Source organism: Paenibacillus caseinilyticus, assembly GCF_027533645.1.
Lineage (GTDB): Bacteria > Bacillota > Bacilli > Paenibacillales > NBRC-103111 > Paenibacillus_G > Paenibacillus_G caseinilyticus.
In genome coordinates this window covers 1-22,314 of sequence record NZ_JAQAGY010000042.1, presented here as the reverse complement: position 1 = coordinate 22,314, position 22,314 = coordinate 1, and the positions used below count along the sequence as shown (strand labels likewise).

The following is a 22,314-nucleotide window of genomic DNA, read 5'->3' as shown; positions in this document are numbered from 1 at the left end:
GACGGATGGGATGGGTTGGCGACTGCCCGGCCGGGAAAAATAAATATAAAGGGGTCAAAGTCTCCAAAAGCCCGCCGTATAAGGGAATTTATAAGTTTGATGTCGTTTGTGGCAGGAGTTCGGGCGGGGGATATTGAATAAAAACAGGGTATCGGGGTAACAAAAGATAGATGACCATCACACGCATCCCGGACGGAGGAGGAACAAATGAAATACATCATCTGCCAAGAAGTCAAAATTGTGGACATGAATGAGGAAATCCTGACGCAAACCCTGTTCAACCGCGGGGAGTACGAAGCCCCTGCAATCTCGGTAGGTTCTTCCGTACTCGCATACCAGCTCGGCCTAAAGGAATTTGATGTGGTTTTCGACAAGCGGGAGGGCAAGCACCAGCGCTATAACGTAGTCGATGTAGAGATTGATTTGTTAACTACGCCTACCCGCACCCGTGTATTCCTGGAACCGATCACGCTTATTGTTGGTCAGCACGATATCGGACAATACTAGGGACGGCGGCTTGTCATTACGGTGTTAAGCGCATTGATCGACGCAGTCCGGCTGCAGTGCCTTCCCAGGCGCTGTGCCGGACTGTTTCGTGTATATAAGAATCAGAACAGCGTTCGTGGGAGTGAACTTTTCGTGAATTCCATAGGGAAATACCCCTTCAGTGACCAATCGGATTTGACGCGGGGAGGCTGGAGTACGGTAGACTTAAGTAATGGGGGTGATCATAATGAAAGCGACTTTTATCCGTATTGGGGCGGTCTGCGGATTCCTGGCCGTAGCGATTGGCGCATTCGGTGCGCATATGGTGAAAAATAACATCAGCGAGGCCATGTTCGCGAATTATCAGACCGGGGTACAGTATCATATGTTCCATGCATTAGCCTTGGTAGCCATAGGGCTCGCGGCCGCCGTCCTTCCGGGACAGGCGCATCTGCGGCGCGCGGGCTGGGCTATGCTGGCGGGCATCGTGATCTTCTCAGGAAGCCTGTATGTTATGGCGTTGACGAATCTGCGTGTGCTCGGCGCAATCACGCCGATTGGCGGGCTGGCCTTTTTGTTCGGCTGGATCTCGCTGTTCCTGGCGTGCCGCGGCGCATCGGAATCCAACGAAGGAAAGCGGTAAGACCTGCTGATGCAAAAAGGCGCTGAGGCACTGCAGGCTGGCAGGTTATCTGCTGCTGCAGACGGCCGCCGTGGTTGTCTGCCGCGTTCAGACCGCATGTCGCTCCTGAAGCATAACGGGCGAATGGCACGGAACCCTGCATCTTCCCCCGACATATAGTGGAAGCATACGGACGTGGAGGGGGAGACAAGGTTATGATGCGTATGGAACCGGTCGATCTGGACGGGCGTACGGCGCTGGCAATCGAAGTCAAACTGCCGAAGACGACGCTGCTCGTCGTCACAACGGACAAAGGGTATATCATGTGCGGAGCGCTTGATGTCGGCTTGTTGAATGAAAAGCTGAAGGACCGCGGCATTCTTGCTGCCAGGGCGACAGGCGTACGGACGATCGAAGAGCTGCTCGAGGCTCCGCTGGAGTCGGTCACTTACGGGGCCGAAGCGCTTGGTATCGTGCCGGGTATGAAAGGGCGCGATGCCGTCGCCTTGATGTTCTAAAACGGGAAAGCTGCGGGAGACGGACCTGCGGCTTTCTTTTTGTATCGGGCAAGTTCTATAATGGGAGCAACAGCCGAATGAGGGCAGGGGAGGATGGAAGGATGCTTAGCGAGGAGTGGACATACAGGGATCAAGGCGGGGAAGATATCCATACCTACGTCTGGCTGCCGGATCAAGAGGCAGAGATCCGTGGGATTGTGCAGATCGCTCACGGCATGGCCGAAACGGCTCTGCGTTACAAGCGTTTTGCTCATGCCCTGACGGAAGCGGGCTATGCCGTCTATGCGAATGACCATCGGGGGCATGGCCGGACGGCGGGGAATCCACAGCGTCTCGGGATCGTCGGACGGGACGGATTCCGCTTGATGTGCGGGGGGATGGCGCAGCTGACCGATCTCATAAGGGAAAGGCATCCCCACCTTCCGGTGTACTTGTTCGGACATAGTATGGGCTCGTTCCTGACTCAGAGGTACATGTATACATATCCTGATAAAGCGGACGGCATCATTCTCTCCGGTTCCAACGGACCGCAAGGGAGAGCACTCCAACTCGGGATCTGGCTGGCCAAGCAAGTGGTATCACGCAAAGGGGAGGGGCATCGCAGCATGCTGCTGCTGCATCTGACGCTGGGGGGATACAACCGGGCTTTCCGCCCGAACCGTACTCTCTTCGATTGGCTGAGCCGCGACGAGCAGGAGGTAGACAAGTATGCGGCCGATCCGGACTGCGGAGCCGTGTTCTCCGCTCAATTCTGGGAAGAATTCTTCAGGTGTCTCGCCGAAATTCACCGGAAGGAGAACATGGAGCGGATTCCGAAGAGTCTGCCGGTGCTCCTCTTCTCGGGGGATCGTGATCCGGTGGGGATGATGGGGAAAGGAGTGCGCCGCTTGGCTGCTCTCTATGCCGGGCTCGGTATGAAGCGGGTAACCCTTAAGCTGTATCCCGGCGGGCGGCATGAGATGCTCAATGAAATCAACAGGGATGAAGTCACCCGCGATGTGCTGGATTGGCTGAATGGGATGCTTACTACAAAAGCATAGAAGGAGACAGGCCCGACCGGCAACGGCGGGTTTTATTTGTACAGCTGTGAGCATGGAAGAAAGTAGGACGGGAGGAAGTGAAGATGTCAAAATGTCAAAATGTCCGGAACCCCTTGACAGCTTAATTGATAACGATTATCATTCTCTTTATTATGATAGTGAAAATCATTATCAATTAAAAAGGGAGCGGATGGATATGGCTCATGTAGTTCTAATATTCGCCAGCATGACCGGGAATACGGAAGATATGGCAGATGCGGTTGGGGAAGGAGTTCAGTCAGCCGGAGCCGAACTCACACAAAAAAATGTGATGGACACGAACGCGTCGGAGCTGGAGCAATATGAAGGAATCATTCTCGGCGCTTACACTTGGGGAGATGGGGACCTGCCGGATGAATTCCTCGACTTCTACGACGAATTGGATGAAGTGGATCTCACCGGCAAGAAAGCGGCGGTATTCGGTTCCTGCGATTCGTCTTACTCGGCTTACGGGGCGGCCGTCGATACGCTGCTCGAGAAGTTGAAGGAACGGGGTGCCGAGATCGTAGCCGAAGGCTTGAAGGTCGAGCTGGGACCCTCTGCCGAGGAGAAGGAAGGCTGCCGCTCCCTGGGGGAGACCATGGCACGCTCCCTGCAGGTAACGGCTTAAACGCAGGCGTCTTATCATAGAAGGCTGATGAGCCGAGGGAGACCGCAGAAATTGGGTTCTGCGGTCTTTTTTTTGTGGAGGCAGTGGGGACTAGGAGGGGGGCTGAGGAATGGCCTCTGAAGGGCAATGCAGCCGCTTGGATCGGCAGACAATCCCATCCAAAGCGGAGGGGCTGCTCAGGCCCGGACCTAGGTTGAACTTCACAGGAACTGGGGTATACAATGGGAGCAAGGAATGGAGCCGCATGTGCGGAAGGAGCAGCAGGAGAATGGAAATCAAGCGCATAACAACGCAAAAAATATACGAGGCGATTGCGGAGCAAATCAAGGAGAGGATCGTCAGCGGACAGTTGAAGCCGGGCGACAAGCTGCCGTCGGCGAAGGAACTGTCCGAGCGCTATGAAGTCGGCCGGTCCACCGTGCGGGAGGCGCTCAGCGCGTTGAAAGCGATGGGGCTGGTCGAGATTCATCAGGGCGAAGGCAGCTACGTAAGAAGCATCGAAGCGGGGGACGTGGGGCTGCCAGAATTCGACTACCTGCTCATGAGCCGTGACACGGTCATGGAGCTGCTCGAGGCGCGGCAGGCGCTCGAAATTTCGAATGCCGGCTTGGCCGCGGTCAAGCGTACGGCGGAGGACATCGGCAAATTCGAAGAGGTGCTTCTCCGGATGGAAGCATGCTTGGGAGACGAAGTTGGAGGGGAGCGTGCCGATATCGCATTTCATGTGATTCTGGCGGAAGCCACCCACAATTCGATTCTCGTGCGGATGATCGATTCGATCTCTTCGCAGATGGAGACCGCGATCCGCGAAACCCGGAGGCTGCAGATGTACGGCAGCCCCGAAGTATCCCGTCAGCTGCTGCAGGAGCACCGGGCCGTATACGAGGCTGTGCGGGATCAGGATCCCGCAGCCGCCCGGGAGGAGATGCGAAAGCACCTGTTCCATGTCGAGCGGGTGCTGATCCGGTTTTTGAAGCGGTAGGCGGCGGATGAAGAAGGGGGAAAATACTAGGTAAAAAAAGACAGCATGGGAGCCCCGCCTCCGGTGCTTGACTGTGAATAGAGCAGGGGGCATAGAGTTTGATGAGGGCGCAGCGTAGAATTATGGAGCCGCTGGGCAGAAGCAAGCGGTATTGAGGCATTGGGCCCAAGGAGCACGGATAGGCTGCTGGAGGGCTTCTGCCGTTCCATAAGGCGTCCAAGTGGAAGCGAGGAAGGGCGGGAAGGGCGTCTTCGCCATCTGATGGCAGACGGCGAAGACGCGGCCCCTCCGGCTCGCGTCTGCCCGTTCGTCAGACGGCGAAGCCGCGGCCCCTCCGGCTCGCGTCTGCCCGTTCGTCAGACGGCAAAGCCGCGGCCCCCCAGCTCGCAGCTGCCTCGGCAGACGGCCCGAGGGCGTAATCAAGTTAGGCCTGCAGGGAAGCCCGCTTCAACAGCCGCTTGATCGAGCGGTTGGCTTCGGAGAGTACCGTAGGTTGATCTACCGTACGCATGAGCCCCTTCTCCATCACGATCTTGCCGTCGATGATCGTAGTCTCGACGTCTGCCCGCGTGGCGGAATACACGATACGGGATATCGGATCCACATCATACGATGGGAAGGTATGGAAGCCGTTCAGGTTGAGAATGGCAAGGTCTGCCTTCTTGCCGACTTCAATACTGCCGATCTCCTTCTCCATGCCGACCGCCTTGGCTCCCCCGATCGTCGCCATGCGGAAGACGCTTCTTGCGTTCATGGACGTGGGACCATGAACCGGCTTCTGGATCAGAGCCGCAAGCCGCATTTCGTTGAACATATCGAGATTGTTGTTGCAAGGTGCTCCGTCGGCGCCGAGGGACACTGAGATATCGAGCTTCAGCAGCTCTGGCGTCTCTGCGATGCCCGAAGCGAGCTTGAGATTGGACCCCGGACAGTGGCTGACATGAACGCCGCGCTCACGGATGATCCGCTTCTCCTCTTCATCCAGCCAGATGCAGTGAGCCAGTATCAACCGTTCATTGGCGAGCCCCAGATGGTCGAGATATACCACATTGCGCATGCCGGTCTCGGCCTGTACGATCTCAATCTCGCCTAGATTCTCCGAAGCATGAGTATGCACCTTTACTCCATATGACGTGGATAACTTCTGGACTTCCCTCAGAAGCGTTTCCGTGCAGGAAACGACAAAACGGGGACAAAAGGCATACTGGATACGCCCCTTATCGTATCCGTTCCAGCGCTCCAGGAGATCCACGCTTTGCTGAATGGACTCCCCCGTTTTCTCCTGAAGCGGCAGCGGCACCTCCGTGCCTTTGTCCATCATGACCTTCCCGGATAAGGCCCGGATGCCGCTGCCGGCAATCGCCCGAAAGGCGGAATCGGTATGATGGACGGTCTCCATATCCACGATGGTGGTCGTCCCGCTCTGAATCAATTCGCCGATCCCGAGCAGTGCCGAATAATAGACGGATTCCTCATCGTGCGAGGCTTCCAGCGGCCAAATCCGTTGGCGGAGCCAGTCCATGAGCTCCAAGTCATCTCCCTTGCCCCGGAACAGGGTCTGGCACAAGTGGATGTGGGTCTGGATGAACCCGGGAATGACGGTCCGGCCCGAGGCATCGATCACATATTCTCCAGGCTCTTCGGCCAGGGAGGGCGCCATAGCAGCTATACGGTCGTCGACAACCCGGATATCGCCGGTCCATATCTCCTCAGCAGCATTCATTGTGATAATTTGCGCCCCTTTGATCAGCAGGTTCCCCATGAGTTGATTCCTCCTCTTATGACTAGTTCGATATAACAGGTGCAATGTATCAAACTGCGGTTGATACAGATATTCATCTTACAGGTTGGCATAAAAAAACTAGCTGCGAAAAAACATGTCTTTTTGGCGTAAAAGAACACATGTTTTCGTAGCTAGAAATTTACGGTTTCTAAGTAGAGACCCTTAATCCGATCATTAAGGTTATACGAAAGGAACTTAGGATATGAAGTTTAACCTCATTATAAAGTAGGTCATATAAGTTATCAATAGATGTTATTATAATTAACATAATTAATGAATCGGCTCGAAGCGTTTAGATTTTGGCCTTGTCTTTCGTCTCGGCCTCCAACAAGGCCTGCAGCCCGGCTGCCTCTTCATCCGTTACGGGTTGCTCCCCGTACCGCACCTTCTCATACAGCCTCAGCAGCTCGGCAGCCGCAGGGCCGGCAGGGCGGCCGGCCGCATCCAAGGCTTCCGACACCGCACGGACGGTCTCGGCCGGTGTCCGGTGCGCAGCCGGTTGAAGGCCATGGGCTGCCTGTCTGCGCAGCCATTGCCGGTACAGATAGCGGACGCGTTCGGCTCCGCTGCGAAGCTCCTTCCAGCGGGGCTCACGGCTGCGTGAGCCTGCCCCGGTGCTCCTGTGCCTGTCGGTGGGCACTCGAAGCAGCGAGACGACTTCGTCTTCGTAGCCATCGGTACTGCCCGCGCGGCCGGCCGGGTTCATCCGCTCCGCGAGCCAGGCGAGCAGATGCCTGATCCCCTGGGGAAGCCGGCGGGCGAGCCGGTAGAGCAGGTATATCGCGAGGAGCGCCAGCAGAGCCCCTGCCCCATAGAGCAGCGCCTGCTCAAGCCACTGCAGCCAGCCGGGCGGATCCTCCGCCGAAGGCAGCACGGGAGGTGAAGCGGATGGGGCCGGTCCTGCCTCCGGCATAGGAGGATCTTGGGCTTCAGGAAGCAGGCTGGCGAGCAGGCCGGCCAGCCGGAGCAGCACGGCCCGAAGCGCCGCTTCGAGTGCCGAGCCGAAGGCGAGCAGGAGCACGCCGGACAGGAGCAGCGCGGTCCACAAGCGGTTCGGCCCCATCACAGCCGATGGGAGCAGGGGGGTTCCGCTGCGGTTCAGCGTCTCCTCCTGCAGCCGGGCCTGGTTCAGCCGGAACAGGGCGATGCCCAAGGCGGTCAGTCCGCCCCAGAGCAGCGCGGGCTGGTACGGAGCGAACGAGGGGACGAACTGCAGGACGAAGGAAGCGGCCAAGTGTACCAGCAAGCCCGCAGCGAATGCTGGAGGGGGGAGGACGGCACCCCAGGGCTCCGCCGCCAGGCGCGAGCCCCGCCTGGCCAGCACCCAGCCCGCGGGAAATGTAAGCAGAGCAGGCAGGCCGAAGCCGAGCACGACGACCGCGTGGAGGGCTCCGGCCGCCGCCATGGCCGCGTGCAGCGGAAACCGCCGCTCCAGCGGGAGCCGCAGGGCGGCGGCGCATCCAGCTGCATACAGGAGCGGAAGTGTTGCCAGCCAGAGCCAGCGCACGGGTGACGGCAGCCCGTATACGGCGATGAGCAGCGGCAGCGGCAGAAAGAGCAGGAGCTCGGCTGCCCCCTGCAGCAGGGAGGCAGCACACTTGCGCAGGAGCCGGGAGGGGTTCACAGCTTCATCTCCTCCTCTGTAGGGATGTGCAGGATGTCCACGGTATGTCCTTGGCTGCGAAGACGATCCAGCGGTTCCTCCATTTTGCCGCTTACGAAAGCGGTCACCAGAAGGATATCGAGCCGGGGTCCGCCCTGCAGCCGGTCTGCCTCCTCGTCTAAGAACGTCTCGATCGGCAGGCCGAGCGCCAGCACGAGCCGGGCCAGCGTATCCAGAAGGGCCTCCCCCTGGGCGGATCCACTTAGGAGCCCGGTGCGCGTCGGCGCGTCGGGAGCATCGACGGAGCCCGCATTCGTGCCGAAGCCGGCTTCCATTCCCTGGGAAATAGCCTGGGTGAGCAGCTCGGCCGAAGCGGATATCCCCCATTCGATAAGCTGCGGCCGATTCACCTGCTGCCACATGCCCTCATGGTCCTCTACATTGAGATATACCATCAGCCGCCGTTCGGCGGTGTATTCATGCCGGTGGACCTGCAGGTTACCGGTGCGGGCGCTGGCCATCCAATTGACCCGCCTCAGCGCATCTCCGGCCTGATACTCCCGTGTGCCTGCCGTAAGAAAAGGGTCGTCGATCATCCAGCGGCGAACCGTCAAGTCTCCCTGAAAGTGATGTCCGGGGCGCTGAAGGGCCCCCGCGGGAAGCGGAGCCGGATAGACAAGCAGCTCTGCTCCCAGCTCCTGCCGGCAGGTGGTCTGCAGCAGCCCCAGAATATCGCCCGCCGTCAAGGAAGCGGTGCTGAGGCGGTAGCATCCCCGCTGCAAGGGGACGACTTTATGCCTGCGTACGATCCGGGTGAAGGGCATCAGGCTGAAGAAGCTGCGGTGGTTCTGGTAGTGCTCGCCACCGCTCACATGCAGATTGAATTGGCGGCGGAATTGCAGCGAACCGTGCAGCAGAGATTCCAGGCGCAGCCAAGGGACAGGGAAAGGCTTGCGGTTCTCGATCCGCTCTACGAGTTCGATCTCTTCGCCGGGGTAGCAGGTCCGGGTACTCCAGTGGCGTTCGTAGGTCAGCCGGCGGAAGTTCAACCTGCGGAAGAGCAGGCTCTGGCCGGCTGCCGCAGCGGCGGCGATCAGCAGTACACCGTGCAGGCTCATCGCTTCACCTCGCTGTGGAAGGGAGCTCGGCAGGCACGGGCAGCTCCTCGAGCAGCCGGCGCACCAAGGCTTCGGCTGCTTGGGGCCGCAACCGAAGGCCGGGCTTCAGCACGATCCGGTGGGACAGCACCGGCACGGCTAGAGCTTTGATATCGTCCGGCGTGACGAAGTCCCGCCCCCGGAGGACCGCATGTACCTGAGAAGCCCGCAGGAGAGCCTGGCTGCCCCGGGGAGAAACGCCGACCGCTATATCGCCGTGTTCGCGCGTCGCTTCCACGATGGACAGCAGATAGGCAAGGACGTCATCGGCGGAGGCGACCTCGGTGCAAATCTTCTGGGCAGCCGTGATGTCATCGGCAGAGGCAGCACTGATCAGGGCTTCGAGCGGGTGATCCTTGCGGAACCGCTTCAGAATCTGGAGCCCCTCGCTGCGGGTCGGGTAGCCCATGCGAATCTTAAGCAGAAAGCGGTCAAGCTGCGCTTCAGGCAGCGGGAAGGTGCCCTGGCTCTCGACCGGATTCTGCGTGGCGATCACAAGGAAAGGCCGCCGGAGCGGACGGGTCTCGCCGTCAATGGAAATCTGCCGCTCTTCCATGCATTCCAGCAGGCTGGACTGGGTGCGGGGTGTGGCCCGGTTGATCTCGTCGGCTAGCAGCAAATTCGTAAAGAGCGGACCCGGCCGGAATTCGAATTCGGATTGCTTTTGATTGTAAAAGTGGATGCCGCTAAGGTCGGAGGGCAGCAGATCCGGCGTGAATTGTATGCGCTTAAATTCTGCGCCGACCGAATGAGCAAGCGCTTTGGCGAGCAGGGTCTTACCCGTTCCGGGGACATCCTCAAGCAGGACGTGGCCCGAAGAGAAGAGGGCGATGAGCAGCTGGTCGATTACTTCTTCTTTACCGACGATGACATGGTTAACCTGGGTGCGGATGCTTTGCGCGAGTTCGCGGACGGATTCGAACGAATCGGACATGGACGGGCTCCTTTCGGATGATGGCGCACCGGGCAGTGCTTCCCTCGCTCGGATCTAGTGACCGGTATGCAAGAGTAGGGCCGGCGCAAGTATCGTTGGTTTAAGTATAAAGGGTCCCCGGTGGGAAATCGAATCTTCAACTTATACGCACGGTTGTAACGGAAATGGGAGAACAAATTCCAATTGACACCAAATGGGAAGCGGCGTAAACTGAAATTGTTATCATCGTAAACCGTGGTTTATTATAATAAACCAATAAGATTCAACACGGAGGGCACATGGACAAAAAATATTGGGTGCCTGCTTTGGAAAAAGCGAATGAAATCCTGGAGGCGATCGCTTCGGAGCCTTCAGCCTTCCGGCTGATCGATCTGTCAAAGAAGCTCGGATATAACAAAAGCTCCATGTTCTCGCTGCTTGCGACGCTCGAAACGCTCGACTGGGTGAAGCGCGAAGGAGACGGAACTTATTCGCTCGGTCACCGGCTGGGTTATCTCGGCCAAGCTTTCTTCAAGGGCTTCAGCCTGATCGACCGGTTCCGCAAGGAGGCGTCGGTCACGAAGCATGTGCTCAGGGAAACCATTCAGCTTGCGAAGCTGGAGCGCAGCGAGGTGCTGTATCTCGCGAAGGAAGAAATGCCTTCGCCCGTGCGGCTGGCTTCCGAGCCCGGCGTGAAGCTGCCGGCGCATGCGACGGCCCTCGGCAAAGCTATGCTGGCCTGGGTAGAGCGGACCGAGCTGGAAGCGTTCTATCCCGAGGAGTCGCTGGTGCCGGTCTCGACGCCTCATACCCTGCGCAGCCGGGATGAATTGCTCCGGCAGCTGGCCGGGGTCAGGGAGCAGGGCTACGCGTTCGATCTGCAGGAAGCGGTCATGGGGTTCTGCTGTGTGGCGGCTCCGGTGCGCGACGACACAGGAGCCGTTGTCGCCGCGATCTCCTGCTCCATGTTCCTGCATGAGTGGGAGACGAAGCGGGAGCTCGCCATCCGCGAAATATGCGGTCTGGCCGAGCGGCTGTCGCAGAGGGCCGGCATGGCTTGAAGTCGGGTTCCAGGACAGGAGTCCCATTCAGCCCCATGATCGGTGCCGGGTAGCATGAACTGATGGATCGCATGAATACCTTTTTACCGGATAGAAGATGAGCCCAGCAGAGAGGAAGCGTGGCGTCTATGAGACTAAGCGGCAAAATCATTGTGATCACGGGGGCCGGATCGGGCATCGGCAGGAGCTCGGCGCTGCTGTTCGCCAAGGAAGGTGCGGTCGTCGTCGTGAATGATCTGTTAGAAGAAAAAGGACAGGAGACCGTGCAGGCGATCCGGGACGCGGGGGGCGAGGCGCTCTTCGTGCAGGCGGATGTGACGAATCCGGATTCCGTCCAAAGCCTGGTCGGCACGGTTATCGCTGCTTATGGCCGGATCGACGTCCTCTTCAACAATGCCGGCATCAGCGGTGTCGGGGCGATCCATGAGGTGGAGCCGGAGCAGTGGGACCGGGTCATCAACGTCAACATCCGGGGAGTGTTCCTGCCCTGCAAGTATGTGCTGCCGCATATGATGGCCCGGCGGGAGGGCTCTATCATTAACATGTCCTCCTGCATCGCGGAGATCGGGCTGGCGCGCAGAGCCTCTTATTCGGCGACGAAGGGGGCAGTGCTGGCGCTGACTAAGTCCATGCAGGTCGACTATGCCCCTTATAACATCCGAGTGAATGCGCTGCTGCCCGGAACGATCCTGACGCCTTTTGTGGAGGACTATCTCCGCAAATCCTACGAGAATCCGGAGGAGGGCTACGAGTCGCTGAAGAAGCGGCAGCTCAGCGGCGATCTCGGCCGGCCGGAGGATGTAGCGCAGGCCGCCTTGTTCCTGGCCTCGGACGAATCGAAATTCATGATGGGTTCCCCTTTGTACATTGATGGCGGAGTCGTATTTGGGAAGAACGGGTAAACGCTACAAGGGCACGCAACTGGCTCTAACTATATTCCATTTTCGGAAGAGGAGGCGGCAAAAAGAAATGAAACTGCTTACATTCGTGCAGGGCGGAGAGCTGCAGCTGGGAATCAAGACGGACGAGGGGATTCTATATGTCGAGCGGGCGCTCGATCTCGTGGCGGATGCCAAAGTGAACGTGCCGCGAACGATGAAGGAAGTGATCGAGGGCGGCGAGGGGGCGCTGCAGGCGCTCCGCGGCTTGGTGGAGGCGGCCTTGTCCTTCGGCGGCAAAGGAGGGGCTCTGCTCCGTGAATCTGACCAGACCTTCGGTCCCTGCGTCACCGATCCCGGCAAAATCATCTGCGTCGGCCTGAACTACCGCAAGCATGCGGAAGAAACGAACGCGGCGATCCCGGAGTATCCGATTCTTTTTAACAAATTCAATAACACCCTGACCGGCCACGGCCATGACGTATCGCTTGCGGAACGCGTAACCTCCCAAGTGGACTATGAAGCGGAGCTCGCGATCGTCATCGGCAAAGAGGCGAAGGACGTCCCAATAGAAGAAGCGCTAAATTATGTACTCGGCTACAGCTGCGCCAACGACCTCTCAGCCCGCGACTTGCAGCTGCGCACCGCCCAGTGGATGCTCGGCAAGACGCTCGATGGCTTCGCCCCGCTCGGCCCCTATCTCGTAACGGCTGATGAGGTAGGCAATCCGAACGAGCTGGCGATCTCCTGCACAGTCAATGGAGAAACACGGCAGAGCTCCAGCACATCCGATATGATCTTCCGCTGCGACGAGATCGTAAGCTACATCTCGCAGCATATGACCCTGAAGCCTGGCGACATCATCCTGACGGGAACGCCGCAAGGCGTGGTGCTGGGATTGCCGGAGTCCGAACGCGTGTATCTGCGGGATGGGGATACGGTCACGGTCGAGATTGAGAAGCTTGGCGCGCTGACGAACCGGATGGTCCGGGGGCAGTAATCCGGCAACGGTACAAAAGGGGAGAGAAGGGGGAACAGCGGTATGGCGGGACAGATTGCTGCAGGGGCACAGGCGCTGATCATGGATCCTCGCGATCATGTGGCGACCGCGATCAAAGACCTGGCGGCCGGAGAGCATATTACGTGCTACAGGGGGAGCGAAGCGATCGGAGTCACCTTGCTGGGCGACGTGCCGTTCGGTCACAAAGTGGCGGTGGAAGACATCCCCCAGGGGACGGAGCTGCGCAAATACGGCGAGGTGATCGGCCGGACGACGGTGCCCATCCGTGCAGGGGAGCATGTGCACGTGCATAATGTCGAAGGCATCCGGGGCCGCGGAGATCAAGCGGGCGATGCGGCCGTGCGAAGCGAAGGGAGCGCGAAGGCATGAATACCCTGATGGGCTATCGAAGAGCGAACGGCGATATCGGCATCCGGAATCATCTATTGATCATCCCTACGGTCATCTGTTCGAACCAAGTCTGCAACCGGATCTCCCAGCTTGTACCGGATACAGTCGCCATCCCGCACCAACACGGCTGCTCGCAGATCGGCGCGGACAAAGACCGTACGTTCGAAGTGCTGGCGGGCACAGGCCGCAATCCCAATGTAGGCGGGGTCATCATCATCTCCCTCGGCTGCGAGGTGGTGGACCCCATCGCGCTGGGGGAGTCGATCCGGGAGACGGGGAAGCTCGTCGAGGTATTCGACATCCAGTCCGTGGGCGGCTCGGTCAAAGCAATCCAGCACGGGACCGAGCTGGCGAGGAAAATGCGAGCGGAGCTGGATGCGATGCAGCCCGTACCTTTCCCGATGAGCGAGCTGATCATCGGGGTCAAATGCGGCGGCTCGGACGCCACGTCGGGACTCGCGTCCAATCCGGCGCTCGGTGCGGCTGCCGATACGCTGATCGGCCTTGGCGGAGGCGTCGTCATTGGTGAAACGACGGAGATTATCGGCGCGGAGCATGTCCTCGCTTCGCGCTGCGCCGCGTCTGAGGTGTCAGAGAAGCTGTATCATATCGTAGGCCGCTTCGAGAGAGAAGTGGAGCGGATGGGGGCGGACATGCGCGGGGGCAATCCGAGCCCGGGGAACATTGCCGGGGGGCTGACGACCATCGAAGAAAAATCGCTCGGCTGCATCTCGAAGTGCGGAACGGCACCGATTCAAGGCGTGATCGAATACGCGGAGCGGATTCCGAAGGGCGGACTTTATTTTATGGACTCGCCGGGCAACGATATCGAATGCGTCTCGGGGATGGCGGCGGGAGGAGCGCACCTCGTCTGTTTCACGACCGGGCGGGGGACGCCTACCGGCTCCGCGGTAGTGCCCGTAATTAAGATAACCGGCAATAAGCGCATGTTCGAGCGGATGTCCGACAACATGGATGTGGATGTCAGCGACCTGCTCGAAGGAACGATGAGCCTGGAAGAGGCGGGCCTAGCCGTATGGAGCGAGATTGCGGCGGTGGCCGGCGGGAAGCTCGTCAAGGCCGAGATCCTTGGACATACGGAGTTCAGCATCAACCGCATCGGGCCGAGTTTGTAAGTGTAGTTTACTCATGGAATGAGGGGGCACAGCAGTATGGGCAGACTGGCAGGGAGGGTGGCTTTGGTTACCGGGGGAAGCCGGGGCATCGGGGAAGCGATTGTAATGCGGCTTGCGGAGGAAGGGGCCCACGTCGCCGTTAACTTCACGTCGGAGCGTTCCCGGGAACTCGCCGAGGCCGTGAAAGTGCAGGCGCAAGCGCTCGGCGTCCGGAGTATGATCGTCCAGGCGGATGTAGGAGACAAGGGGCAGGTGACTGCCATGTTCGAGCAGGTGAGAGCGGAACTGGGAGGAGTGGAGATTCTCGTCAACAATGCGGGAATCGCCCCGTTCGAATCGTTCTTGAAGGTGAGCGAGGAGACATGGGACCGCACTTACAATACCAACGTGAAGTCGGTATTTCTCTGTTCGCAGATTGCGGCGCAAGGGATGATCGAGAAGCGTTACGGCAAGATCGTCAATGTGCTCTCTACCGCTAGTCTGGTCGTGACGAGCCCCGTGATTCCCCATTACCAGTCCTCGAAAGCGGCAGCCCACATGCTGACCAAAGGAATGGCCATTGAGCTTGGCCGCTACAATATTAATGTGAATGCGGTCGGGCCTAGCACGGTCGATACGGATATGTGCACCGATTATTTGGCGGATGAGGGAATCCGTGCCCAAGAAATCAAGGCCAATCCCATGAAGCGGCTCGGTACGGCCCGCCAGATTGGCGATGCCGTCGTTTTTCTCGCGTCGGAGGAAGCGATGCAGATCAACGGGCATCTCCTCATGGTGGACGGGGGATTAACGGTCAAAGCGGCACAGCCGGAGGATCATCTCGAGCATTAAGCGGGGCGCTGCCCTGCCTCCATAGCAATGAAGCTCTTCCGAGAGGGAGGGCTTTTTTGCATTCTCATGATAGAACGTTGAACTTACAGGGATAGGCCGGCGGCTGAGGATACCAAGTCTAGAGGGGAGGAGCCCATCCCCAGGGGTGCCGTGGACTGGCGGCCAAATGATCATTCACAGGCGGCATCACAGGACAACCACGTATCAACTTCCATGAATTGGGGTATATAAAAGCTAAGTGCTTAACAAGAAGCAGCAATACAACGTTTTTTCGACTTTATTCGACGAAAATCGGCTAAAACTCTCATGAAATCTAATAATCTCCTAATAATTAGCTGAAACTTTCTGAAAGATTCGCAGCTATAGTTATAAGTAATCAAGCAGGGGGTGAGTGAGATGAAAGACATGCAACTTTTGCACAATGGTAAAGTGTACCGCGGTCAAGTCTCATATGAAGGGAACGATCTGATGGAGGTATCCTGTACGGATCCGTCATCGTTCGCTGGGGGCGAATCAGTGATCGCCTTCAACTATAGAACGAAAGCGCAGATGAGAGTGCTTCGCGTCTCGCAGTCCAAATTGATTCTGGTGCCGGCGGATTCCGAACTCTTCCATATTCAAGCGGCCAGCGACCAGATCTACGACGATATGTACCGCGATGAGGATAAAGTATTCACGAGCTACAAGCTCAACACCTATGGAACGCTTATTGATGACTTCAAAACGATGGCGGTTCGGTTCACGAACGTCAGCCGGCTCGGGTTTGGGTTTGAAGTGAACGATTTCTCGGTGAAGATGAACCATGTGTTCGACACGATGATCATGTGCGATGAAGCGACCATTCATCCGAAGCTTATCGTACGCTATGCCCACATCCAAGAGAAGACGATCCGGTACGGAGCGGAGATTCACTCGATTTCCGATAAGGATCTCTCCAAGCTTCGCTACTATCTCGTAACCCAACAGTTCTTCCAGAAATGAGAGGGACCGTGGTCTTTATCCGCAAAAGACGCTGCTTTGCTCACACCCCAGAAACGTACAGCTTTTCCTCCTGGATAAGGATCCCAAAAAACCGGCTTGTTCGCTACTGCGAATAAGCCGGTTTTTTGGAACTATTTAGAAGTTATATCTCACCAGGGCTCGATTCTGTCATCTTATAGTTTTTATAAACGCGCATCGTCCGTAAAGGATGATGCGCGTTTATCTTAATTCCGTATATCAAGTGCGGCTCAAGGCGCCGGCTTCCCACACATCGCGTCCGTCCACCCAAACTTGCTCGATCTCCAAAGCCTTGGAGACAAGCAGCAGATCGGCTGTCTTGCCGGATGCAATGCTGCCCGTGTGCTCCAACAGACCCAGCTGCCTGGCGGGATTCCGGCTGGCGAGCCGGCTGGCTTCCTCGACTGTGAGGCCGATCCGCTCCACCATGAAGCGAAGGGCGTCGATCATGGTCAGCGTGCTGCCGGCCAGGTTGCCGCCTACCTTGAGGCGGGCAATCCCGTCTTTCACGACCACGTCTTGGCCGCCCAACATATAATCTCCGTCTCCAAGTCCCGCCGCAGAGATTGCATCGGTCACGAGAATCAGGTTGTCCAGGCGTTTGGTCCGGGTAAGCAGACGGATGCAGGCTTCGTGCACATGGATGCCGTCGGCAATGACTTCGGCTGTGATGGCATCCTCTGTCAGGACGGCGCCGACTACGCCGGGCTCCCGGTGATGAAGTCCCTTCATTGCATTGAAGGTATGGACCGCATGGCGAAGTCCGTGCTTCACCGCTTCTTGGATCTGGTCATACGTCGCGTCCGTATGTCCGCACGCCACGACGATGCCGCGGGATGCCAGCATCTCGGTGAAAGCATAGGCGCCTTCCATCTCCGGTGCAAGCGTCAGCAGCCGGATCAGCCCGGGATAGGCTTCCGTCCACTCCTGCAGCCATTCGGGCTGGGCGGGGAGCATCAGCTTCGGGTCCTGGGCGCCGGCCAGCACGGGGTTGATGAACGGGCCTTCGAGGTGCACGCCGGCCAGACGGGCATAAGGCATGCCCTTCCCGCGGTAGTCCTGCACGGCTTGGAGCGCCCGGGCCAAGTCTTCTCGCGTGGCCGTCATGGTGGTGGCGAGCATGGAAGTCGTCCCGCGGCTCGCATGGAAGCGGGTAATGTCATTCAGCGATGCTTCGGAGGCGTCCATGAAATCACCGCCGTACCCACCATGCACATGGAGGTCGATAAAGCCGGGCAGCAGCCAGCTTCCGGCTGCGTCCAGGCAAGGGAGCTCCCTACCGGATGGCAGCGACGCCATCGGACCGAATGCTCCTATCGTGCCGTCCGGCAGGATATCGAGGTACCCGTCATCGATGGTGCCGGCTTCCGCCGCGATGCGGGCATGAAGGATACGCTGTGCGACAGGGCCGCTCATGACAGCAGGCTCCCCGCTTCCGAATCGAGCAGCACGACAACGTGTGGGTGGGTCTGCAGCAGCGAAGCCGGGCATTCGGTCGTAATCGGTCCCTGCAGCGCACGCTTGACGATCTCGGCTTTGTCTTGGCCGCGGACGATGAGAAGGATCATCTTCGCTTTGAGAATGGTGCCTACGCCCATTGTGATCGCGTGGGTCGGCACTTGATCCGGCGTATCGAAGAACCGAGCGTTCGCCTGTCTCGTCTGTTCCTGCAGCTCTACGACATGCGTTCCGCGCTCGAGCTCCTGGTCGGGCTCATTGAACCCGATATGCCCGTTATGTCCGAGACCGAGGAGCTGCAGATCGATCTGGCCGGCCTGTTCGAGCAGGTTGTCATAGCGGAGGCACTCGGCTTCCGGATCGGGAGCGGACCCGTCCGGAATATGGCACCGTTCCGGAGCGATATCGACATGACTGAAGAGGTGCTCCTGCATGAAGGCATAGTAACCGGCCGGATGGCCGCGGTCGAGACCGACATATTCGTCCAGGTTGAAGGCGGACGCTTTGGCAAACGAAACAAGCCCTTGACGGTACGTCTCGACCAGTTCGCGGTAAATCCCGACCGGGGTGCCGCCGGTGGCAAGGCCGAGGGCTGCCTTGGGCTGGGTTTGGAGCAGGCCGGTAATGATGCCGGCGCCCGCTTTGTTCAGTTCGTCTTGTGTACGGAAAGTAAGAATGTTCATAAGTTCATCTCCCTTTTTCATTACGGAATTTCTTGACCTGCTGGAAGGATAGTTCGAGCTGCGGCACATAGTCTTCAAAGCCGGCGCTGACAAGCGCGGTGAACAGGATATCGACCACATGAAGCTGGGCAATCCGGGAGGCCATGTCTCCCCGGCGCATCCCTTCCTCCAGAGTGGAAGCGAAGAGACGGATATCTGCAGCCGACGAGATGCGGTTCGCGCCGAATTTCGTCAGCGAGATGGTGACGGCGCCGCGTTCCTTGGCACACAGCAGCGCATCGTAGGTTTCGACGGTTTCGCCCGAGTATGAGAAGGCGAAGGCGACATCGCCCGGCGTCAGGCTGGACGCGGAAGTGATCTGCATGTGGGAGTCCGAGTAATGCTGGGCCATCCGTCCGATGCGCACCAGCTTCTGATGGAAGTCCAAAGCGACTACCCCGGAAGTGGCGACACCGTAGAGATCGATACGGCGTGCAGACTGCAGGGCGTCTACGGCCCGCTGCACCTCCTGCAGATCCAGCTGCCGCGTAGTATCGGCGATGGAGCGCAGATGGTTCTTCTCGATGGCCTGCACGATGCTGTGCAGGGAGTTGCCGGCTACGATGTCCTGATATGACGGCTTATCGGAAGGGGGCAGTACCATCTCGGCTGCGAGCTTCATCCGGAAATCGCTGTATCCCTTGAAGAGCAGATTCCGGCAAAAGCGCGAGACGGTGGCGGTACTCGTGCCGGACCGGCCGGCGAGGTCCGTGATGCTGAGATGCACGGCTTCGTGCGGGTGGTCGAGCAGAAACTGGGCCAATGTCTGTTCCTGCCGGTGCATCGCATGCTGACGGTCCCTTATGGATTGGAGGATGCTGGACATGGTATCACCGTCTTTGCAAATGGTTTGTAAATTATTTTCTTAAATATATATTATAATACAAAAATATTTTTCGTATTCATCATATCTCATCCTTGTGCCGGAAATCAACAGGCAAAGTACATGATTTCCCATTCGACAAAATCTTATGAATTTCTCTCTTTTTTTCTCCAAAATCGAGAGTTCGGGATTTCGGCTCCTACTTCTTGATAGTATAATAGATTTACCGTTTGGAAGATGAAGGATGGAGCGAAAGGCTGTTTCCGGTCACCGAAGAATGGATATTAGAGCTGTGCAATTCAGCAACAGAAGGAGGTCATTCCTGCATTGAACATGGCAGTCCGGTCGCCGGGATGGAGAAAAGCATGCTGCCTGCTGCTTATTCTTGCTATGGTCCTGGTGCCGCTTACCTACGGCTCTCAGCCGGCGCATGCGCTGACGGAGAATCTCCAATTCTCCATATCGCACGGCGACGAGTCTCTTTACGCGCAAGACGAGAATTACAAAGCCCGCAGTTCCGTGGCGGGTGTCGGCACGGTTATGGAATTTAAGTTCGCCCTGGGCCGTGAACTCGGAGCAGGGGACACGGTCCGCATCGGTTTTCCCGCAGGCTTCTCCCTGGACGAGGGCCTGAATAGGGATGATGTCCGGTTGTCCTACTCCGGGAGGACTACAGTCCCTGCGGAGGTCTCCCTGACGGGTGACAAGGCTACCGGCTATGAACTTACGGTTGACCTGCCGGAGGGCGAGGTCATTTCCTCCGGGGAGGAGATTACGCTGCTCCTCGAGCCTTACGGGGAACAAGGCGTATACCCGGTGACGAATCCGTCCGAAGCGGGCGTCTATACGCTCACGCTCACGGTAGATACGAGCGCCGGGCCGGTCACCACTTATGCTGATTACCAAGTAATCGCGATGGGGCTGACGGCATCCGAGGTCGATCTGACGACGGGGATTACACCGCAGGATATGGAACCGGAACCGCAATCGGAACCGGAGTATCCACCTTCAGTCACGGCGCTGTACTTCTACAATTATAACTATACGGAATTGAACAAGTATGCCGGCAACGACAACAACGTGGTAATGGAGTTCCAATCTAACGCGAGCCTGGGCGGGAAGGACACGATTGAACTCCGGTTTCCGGCCGAGTACGGGGGGATGCGTGCGGAAGCTTCCTATTCGATCTCCGTGAACGGGGGAGAGATGGCGGAGCTAGGCGCCCTGCCCTTGGAAGGTGAGGGCACTGCCGGTCTGATGCTGCAGATGCCAGCCGGGATCTCAGTGCTTGCCGGTGACAAGGTACAGGTCTTTCTCGGTCTCGTCAAGAACCCGGCGTTCGGCGGATCGTATCTCTTCTCGGTCAGGACTTCGGCCCAAACGGAGTGGGCAGACTATTGGACTTCCGTGTATGACAAGTCGGTAAGCGAACTGCAGATTACTGCTGGCGAGTACACGGCGGGAGCTAGGCAAGTGCCTTATGACTTCAGGTTCACCTATCGCCCTGTGCCGGTTCTCTATGCACTAACCGCCATGACGGAAGAAACGACGGACGGATACGGGGATGCCGTCATCCAGCTCCAGTTTCCTCCAGGGTATGAATTGAACCGGGAGCTCTCTGCCTTGGATGTCTCTGTCCACGCCTATGGTCCGGACGGGGAGTATGGGATGGCGCGGAGCGAGCAAATGGAGCCAAAGGAGATCACGGTGACCGAAGGCGAGGGAGGAGAGCGGAACGTTGAGCTGAGGGTTCCTGCTTCGCTGCTGCCTCCCTATAGTGTGGTGGACATCTGCTTTGCTGCTTCGGCGGGAATCGTTCATCCGGGCGAGGCAGGAGCGTATGTTCTACAGGCGCGTCTGGCCGGGGAAGAGGAGTGGGCCGCATACACGATCGATCTCCGCGAAGCCGAGCCGCCGGCGGATACCGCGATCCGCAGCGTGCAAGCGGAGGGTTCGTCTCAGGAGATGGTGACGGAGAACTCGGAGTATACGCTGCAGGTACCATCGACAGTAAGCGGCCCCGTGAAGCTGCTCGTAGAGTTGAATGACGAGCGGGCGGAGCTTCGGGCTGAAGCAGCGGAAACGACGGTTGCCGGTGTGACCTACGGCCGGGAGGAGGAGAGGGCGCGTTATTACGTCCTCTTCGACGGGCTCGCCGAGGGCAGGAATGCGGCCCGTGTGGTTGTCACAGCGCCTGGAGCGGAAACCCGCGGGTATACGCTCGTCGTCGAGCGTATGTCCCCCGTCGCACCGCCTCCGGTTCCCTTGGACGGTACGCCTTATCCGCTGTCGGCAGCATTCCCCGCCGGCTTGTTCGGTAACGGCGACATGAAGCTGGACTTCAGCGGAAGCCTCTTCGCCGCCGGTGCCTTCGTAAGTGCCGAGGAAGTGCTGTCTCCCGAGGACGGTGCAGGCATGACCGCGTTAGGCAAAATCGTAAAAGTGACGGTGAGCGGGGTTACCCTGGCACCGGGACAGAGTGCGAAGCTGACGCTCTCGAAAACAAGCGGAGCGGACCAGGGCGGCAAACCGGCGGGCTACTTTGTCCGGGACGAGAACGGACAGGGGTGGAAGTACGATCCTTCTGTCCCTGTGAGGGATACGGAGACGGAAGTGACCGCTCTGCTGCCTTCCGTCTCCCCGTCTCTCACCCTTGGTATTTTTGCGGCCGATACCGCGGCAGCGGCTAAGATTAAGCTGGGCAAACCTGCGGGAGGCATGCGGGAGCTGAATCTCTCAGCGCCCGGAGCGGCTGCGCTGTATTATTCGATCGACGGCCAGCCTTACCGGAAGTATACTCCCAATCACAAGCCTTCCGTGAAGGCAGGCGCGAAGATTCAGGTCTACGCCGCGGAGTACAACCGGATCGACCGTGCCCCCATGGAATGGACCGCTCCGCTCATTCCTCCTGTCGCAAGTGCGCAAGATGTGCTGGTCCAGCTGGATGGGCGGCAGGACTTCAATGGAGACGGCGTATTCGACCGAGAGGACGTCACGGATTACTTGGGTCTGATCGAACCGCAGCGGGCCATCCCTCAGGAGGCCTCATCATCCTAACGGCAGGGCACTTACATGCAGGGCGTGCCCGCCAAGCACAGAAAGACCGTATCCCCCCGGGAGAGGCCACTGAAAAAGTCCGTCCTATAAAAAAGCACAGCACTTCAAGAAAATTGAAGTGGCTGTGCTTTTTTTGACGTATAATTGAGTCATCACGAAAAGTGGGTGAGACGGATGATCCAACA

21 protein-coding genes and 1 riboswitch are annotated in these 22,314 nt (G+C 58.4%); of the genes, 14 read left to right on the top strand and 7 right to left on the bottom strand.

The window, feature by feature from the left end; translation table 11 throughout:
* Positions 1-207 precede the first annotated feature (207 nt).
* The 6 genes from O9H32_RS32380 (at position 208) to O9H32_RS32355 (ending at position 4,297) form a co-directional block, all read left to right on the top strand.
* Entirely contained in the window at positions 208-507 is a 300-nt protein-coding gene (locus O9H32_RS32380; protein WP_269870215.1) for a hypothetical protein, read from the top strand.
* Between the two features lie 226 nt (positions 508-733).
* Complete coding sequence (locus tag O9H32_RS32375) at positions 734-1,129, top strand: DUF423 domain-containing protein (protein WP_269870214.1); 396 nt, start codon at positions 734-736, stop codon at positions 1,127-1,129.
* A 194-nt stretch (positions 1,130-1,323) separates the two neighbouring features.
* A complete protein-coding gene (locus O9H32_RS32370) occupies positions 1,324-1,626 on the top strand; it encodes a YunC family protein (protein WP_269870213.1) in 303 nt (100 codons plus the stop codon).
* Between the two features lie 101 nt (positions 1,627-1,727).
* A complete protein-coding gene (locus O9H32_RS32365) occupies positions 1,728-2,666 on the top strand; it encodes an alpha/beta hydrolase (protein WP_269870212.1) in 939 nt (312 codons plus the stop codon).
* A gap of 196 nt (positions 2,667-2,862) precedes the next feature.
* A complete protein-coding gene (locus O9H32_RS32360; protein WP_269870211.1) occupies positions 2,863-3,315 on the top strand; it encodes a flavodoxin in 453 nt (150 codons plus the stop codon).
* A gap of 268 nt (positions 3,316-3,583) precedes the next feature.
* The gene (locus O9H32_RS32355) at positions 3,584-4,297 is read left to right on the top strand and encodes a FadR/GntR family transcriptional regulator (protein WP_269870210.1); all 714 of its coding nucleotides are present in this window, start codon (positions 3,584-3,586) and stop codon (positions 4,295-4,297) included.
* Positions 4,298-4,721: 424 nt separating this feature from the next.
* On the opposite strand, the gene O9H32_RS32350 is transcribed toward O9H32_RS32355, so the two are convergent.
* The 4 genes from O9H32_RS32350 to O9H32_RS32335 form a co-directional block, all read right to left on the bottom strand.
* On the bottom strand, positions 4,722-6,059 hold the full coding sequence (locus O9H32_RS32350) for a 5'-deoxyadenosine deaminase (RefSeq protein WP_269870209.1): 1,338 nt from the start codon (positions 6,057-6,059) through the stop codon (positions 4,722-4,724).
* A gap of 129 nt (positions 6,060-6,188) precedes the next feature.
* Positions 6,189-6,288, bottom strand: a riboswitch (purine riboswitch).
* A gap of 84 nt (positions 6,289-6,372) precedes the next feature.
* Positions 6,373-7,704 (bottom strand): DUF4129 domain-containing protein, encoded by a 1,332-nt coding sequence (locus O9H32_RS32345; protein WP_269870208.1) that lies wholly within the window; start codon positions 7,702-7,704, stop codon positions 6,373-6,375.
* Positions 7,701-8,801: a DUF58 domain-containing protein gene (locus O9H32_RS32340; RefSeq protein ID WP_269870207.1), complete on the bottom strand. Its 1,101-nt coding sequence runs from the start codon at positions 8,799-8,801 to the stop codon at positions 7,701-7,703. The genes O9H32_RS32345 and O9H32_RS32340 overlap by 4 nt, the downstream gene beginning before the upstream one ends.
* A 4-nt stretch (positions 8,802-8,805) precedes the next feature.
* Positions 8,806-9,774 (bottom strand): AAA family ATPase, encoded by a 969-nt coding sequence (locus tag O9H32_RS32335; protein WP_269870206.1) that lies wholly within the window; start codon positions 9,772-9,774, stop codon positions 8,806-8,808.
* A gap of 278 nt (positions 9,775-10,052) precedes the next feature.
* On the opposite strand from O9H32_RS32335, the gene O9H32_RS32330 reads away from it, so the two are divergent.
* From O9H32_RS32330 to O9H32_RS32300, 7 genes are all read left to right on the top strand, one after another.
* Complete coding sequence (locus tag O9H32_RS32330) at positions 10,053-10,814, top strand: IclR family transcriptional regulator (protein ID WP_269870205.1); 762 nt, start codon at positions 10,053-10,055, stop codon at positions 10,812-10,814.
* A 128-nt stretch (positions 10,815-10,942) separates the two neighbouring features.
* Positions 10,943-11,716: an SDR family NAD(P)-dependent oxidoreductase gene (locus O9H32_RS32325; protein WP_269870204.1), complete on the top strand. Its 774-nt coding sequence runs from the start codon at positions 10,943-10,945 to the stop codon at positions 11,714-11,716.
* A gap of 67 nt (positions 11,717-11,783) precedes the next feature.
* Entirely contained in the window at positions 11,784-12,692 is a 909-nt protein-coding gene (locus O9H32_RS32320) for a fumarylacetoacetate hydrolase family protein (protein WP_269870203.1), read from the top strand.
* Between the two features lie 42 nt (positions 12,693-12,734).
* Positions 12,735-13,082, top strand: a complete 348-nt coding sequence (locus tag O9H32_RS32315) for a UxaA family hydrolase (RefSeq protein WP_269870202.1) — start codon at positions 12,735-12,737, stop codon at positions 13,080-13,082.
* Positions 13,079-14,239, top strand: coding sequence for a UxaA family hydrolase (locus O9H32_RS32310; RefSeq protein ID WP_269870201.1), 1,161 nt, complete (start codon positions 13,079-13,081; stop codon positions 14,237-14,239). Before O9H32_RS32315 ends, O9H32_RS32310 begins: the two co-directional genes overlap by 4 nt.
* Positions 14,240-14,275: 36 nt before the next feature.
* Complete coding sequence (locus O9H32_RS32305; RefSeq protein WP_269870200.1) at positions 14,276-15,070, top strand: SDR family NAD(P)-dependent oxidoreductase; 795 nt, start codon at positions 14,276-14,278, stop codon at positions 15,068-15,070.
* Between the two features lie 396 nt (positions 15,071-15,466).
* Positions 15,467-16,051: a hypothetical protein gene (locus O9H32_RS32300; RefSeq protein ID WP_269870199.1), complete on the top strand. Its 585-nt coding sequence runs from the start codon at positions 15,467-15,469 to the stop codon at positions 16,049-16,051.
* A gap of 237 nt (positions 16,052-16,288) precedes the next feature.
* Here the strand turns inward: O9H32_RS32300 and nagA are convergent, their stop codons facing one another.
* Genes nagA through O9H32_RS32285 form a run of 3 tightly spaced genes read right to left on the bottom strand, consistent with a single transcriptional unit; the run spans position 16,289 to position 19,075 of the window.
* Positions 16,289-17,485 carry an N-acetylglucosamine-6-phosphate deacetylase gene (gene nagA / locus O9H32_RS32295; protein ID WP_269870198.1) on the bottom strand — a complete coding sequence of 399 codons (1,197 nt, stop codon included), beginning with the start codon at positions 17,483-17,485 and terminating at the stop codon, positions 16,289-16,291.
* On the bottom strand, positions 17,482-18,210 hold the full coding sequence (gene nagB, locus O9H32_RS32290; RefSeq protein WP_269870197.1) for a glucosamine-6-phosphate deaminase: 729 nt from the start codon (positions 18,208-18,210) through the stop codon (positions 17,482-17,484). Before nagB ends, nagA begins: the two co-directional genes overlap by 4 nt.
* A gap of 4 nt (positions 18,211-18,214) precedes the next feature.
* Positions 18,215-19,075 carry a MurR/RpiR family transcriptional regulator gene (locus O9H32_RS32285; RefSeq protein WP_269870196.1) on the bottom strand — a complete coding sequence of 287 codons (861 nt, stop codon included), beginning with the start codon at positions 19,073-19,075 and terminating at the stop codon, positions 18,215-18,217.
* Between the two features lie 330 nt (positions 19,076-19,405).
* On the opposite strand from O9H32_RS32285, the gene O9H32_RS32280 reads away from it, so the two are divergent.
* Entirely contained in the window at positions 19,406-22,129 is a 2,724-nt protein-coding gene (locus tag O9H32_RS32280; protein WP_406627442.1) for a hypothetical protein, read from the top strand.
* Positions 22,130-22,314 lie beyond the last annotated feature (185 nt).

What these genes read in the sequence shown, in the direction of transcription:
- O9H32_RS32350 (WP_269870209.1), bottom strand. Translation starts at nt 6,059, where the DNA reads ATGGGGAACCTGCTGATCAAAGGGGCGCAAATTATCACAATGAATGCT.
- O9H32_RS32280 (WP_406627442.1), top strand. Translation starts at nt 19,406, where the DNA reads ATGGCAGTCCGGTCGCCGGGATGGAGAAAAGCATGCTGCCTGCTGCTT.
- O9H32_RS32335 (WP_269870206.1), bottom strand. Translation starts at nt 9,774, where the DNA reads ATGTCCGATTCGTTCGAATCCGTCCGCGAACTCGCGCAAAGCATCCGC.
- O9H32_RS32380 (WP_269870215.1), top strand. Translation starts at nt 208, where the DNA reads ATGAAATACATCATCTGCCAAGAAGTCAAAATTGTGGACATGAATGAG.
- O9H32_RS32315 (WP_269870202.1), top strand. Translation starts at nt 12,735, where the DNA reads ATGGCGGGACAGATTGCTGCAGGGGCACAGGCGCTGATCATGGATCCT.
- O9H32_RS32355 (WP_269870210.1), top strand. Translation starts at nt 3,584, where the DNA reads ATGGAAATCAAGCGCATAACAACGCAAAAAATATACGAGGCGATTGCG.
- O9H32_RS32330 (WP_269870205.1), top strand. Translation starts at nt 10,053, where the DNA reads ATGGACAAAAAATATTGGGTGCCTGCTTTGGAAAAAGCGAATGAAATC.
- nagA (WP_269870198.1), bottom strand. Translation starts at nt 17,485, where the DNA reads ATGAGCGGCCCTGTCGCACAGCGTATCCTTCATGCCCGCATCGCGGCG.
- O9H32_RS32370 (WP_269870213.1), top strand. Translation starts at nt 1,324, where the DNA reads ATGATGCGTATGGAACCGGTCGATCTGGACGGGCGTACGGCGCTGGCA.
- O9H32_RS32300 (WP_269870199.1), top strand. Translation starts at nt 15,467, where the DNA reads ATGAAAGACATGCAACTTTTGCACAATGGTAAAGTGTACCGCGGTCAA.
- O9H32_RS32305 (WP_269870200.1), top strand. Translation starts at nt 14,276, where the DNA reads ATGGGCAGACTGGCAGGGAGGGTGGCTTTGGTTACCGGGGGAAGCCGG.
- O9H32_RS32325 (WP_269870204.1), top strand. Translation starts at nt 10,943, where the DNA reads ATGAGACTAAGCGGCAAAATCATTGTGATCACGGGGGCCGGATCGGGC.
- O9H32_RS32320 (WP_269870203.1), top strand. Translation starts at nt 11,784, where the DNA reads ATGAAACTGCTTACATTCGTGCAGGGCGGAGAGCTGCAGCTGGGAATC.
- O9H32_RS32340 (WP_269870207.1), bottom strand. Translation starts at nt 8,801, where the DNA reads ATGAGCCTGCACGGTGTACTGCTGATCGCCGCCGCTGCGGCAGCCGGC.
- nagB (WP_269870197.1), bottom strand. Translation starts at nt 18,210, where the DNA reads ATGAACATTCTTACTTTCCGTACACAAGACGAACTGAACAAAGCGGGC.
- O9H32_RS32365 (WP_269870212.1), top strand. Translation starts at nt 1,728, where the DNA reads ATGCTTAGCGAGGAGTGGACATACAGGGATCAAGGCGGGGAAGATATC.
- O9H32_RS32310 (WP_269870201.1), top strand. Translation starts at nt 13,079, where the DNA reads ATGAATACCCTGATGGGCTATCGAAGAGCGAACGGCGATATCGGCATC.
- O9H32_RS32375 (WP_269870214.1), top strand. Translation starts at nt 734, where the DNA reads ATGAAAGCGACTTTTATCCGTATTGGGGCGGTCTGCGGATTCCTGGCC.
- O9H32_RS32360 (WP_269870211.1), top strand. Translation starts at nt 2,863, where the DNA reads ATGGCTCATGTAGTTCTAATATTCGCCAGCATGACCGGGAATACGGAA.
- O9H32_RS32285 (WP_269870196.1), bottom strand. Translation starts at nt 19,075, where the DNA reads ATGTCCAGCATCCTCCAATCCATAAGGGACCGTCAGCATGCGATGCAC.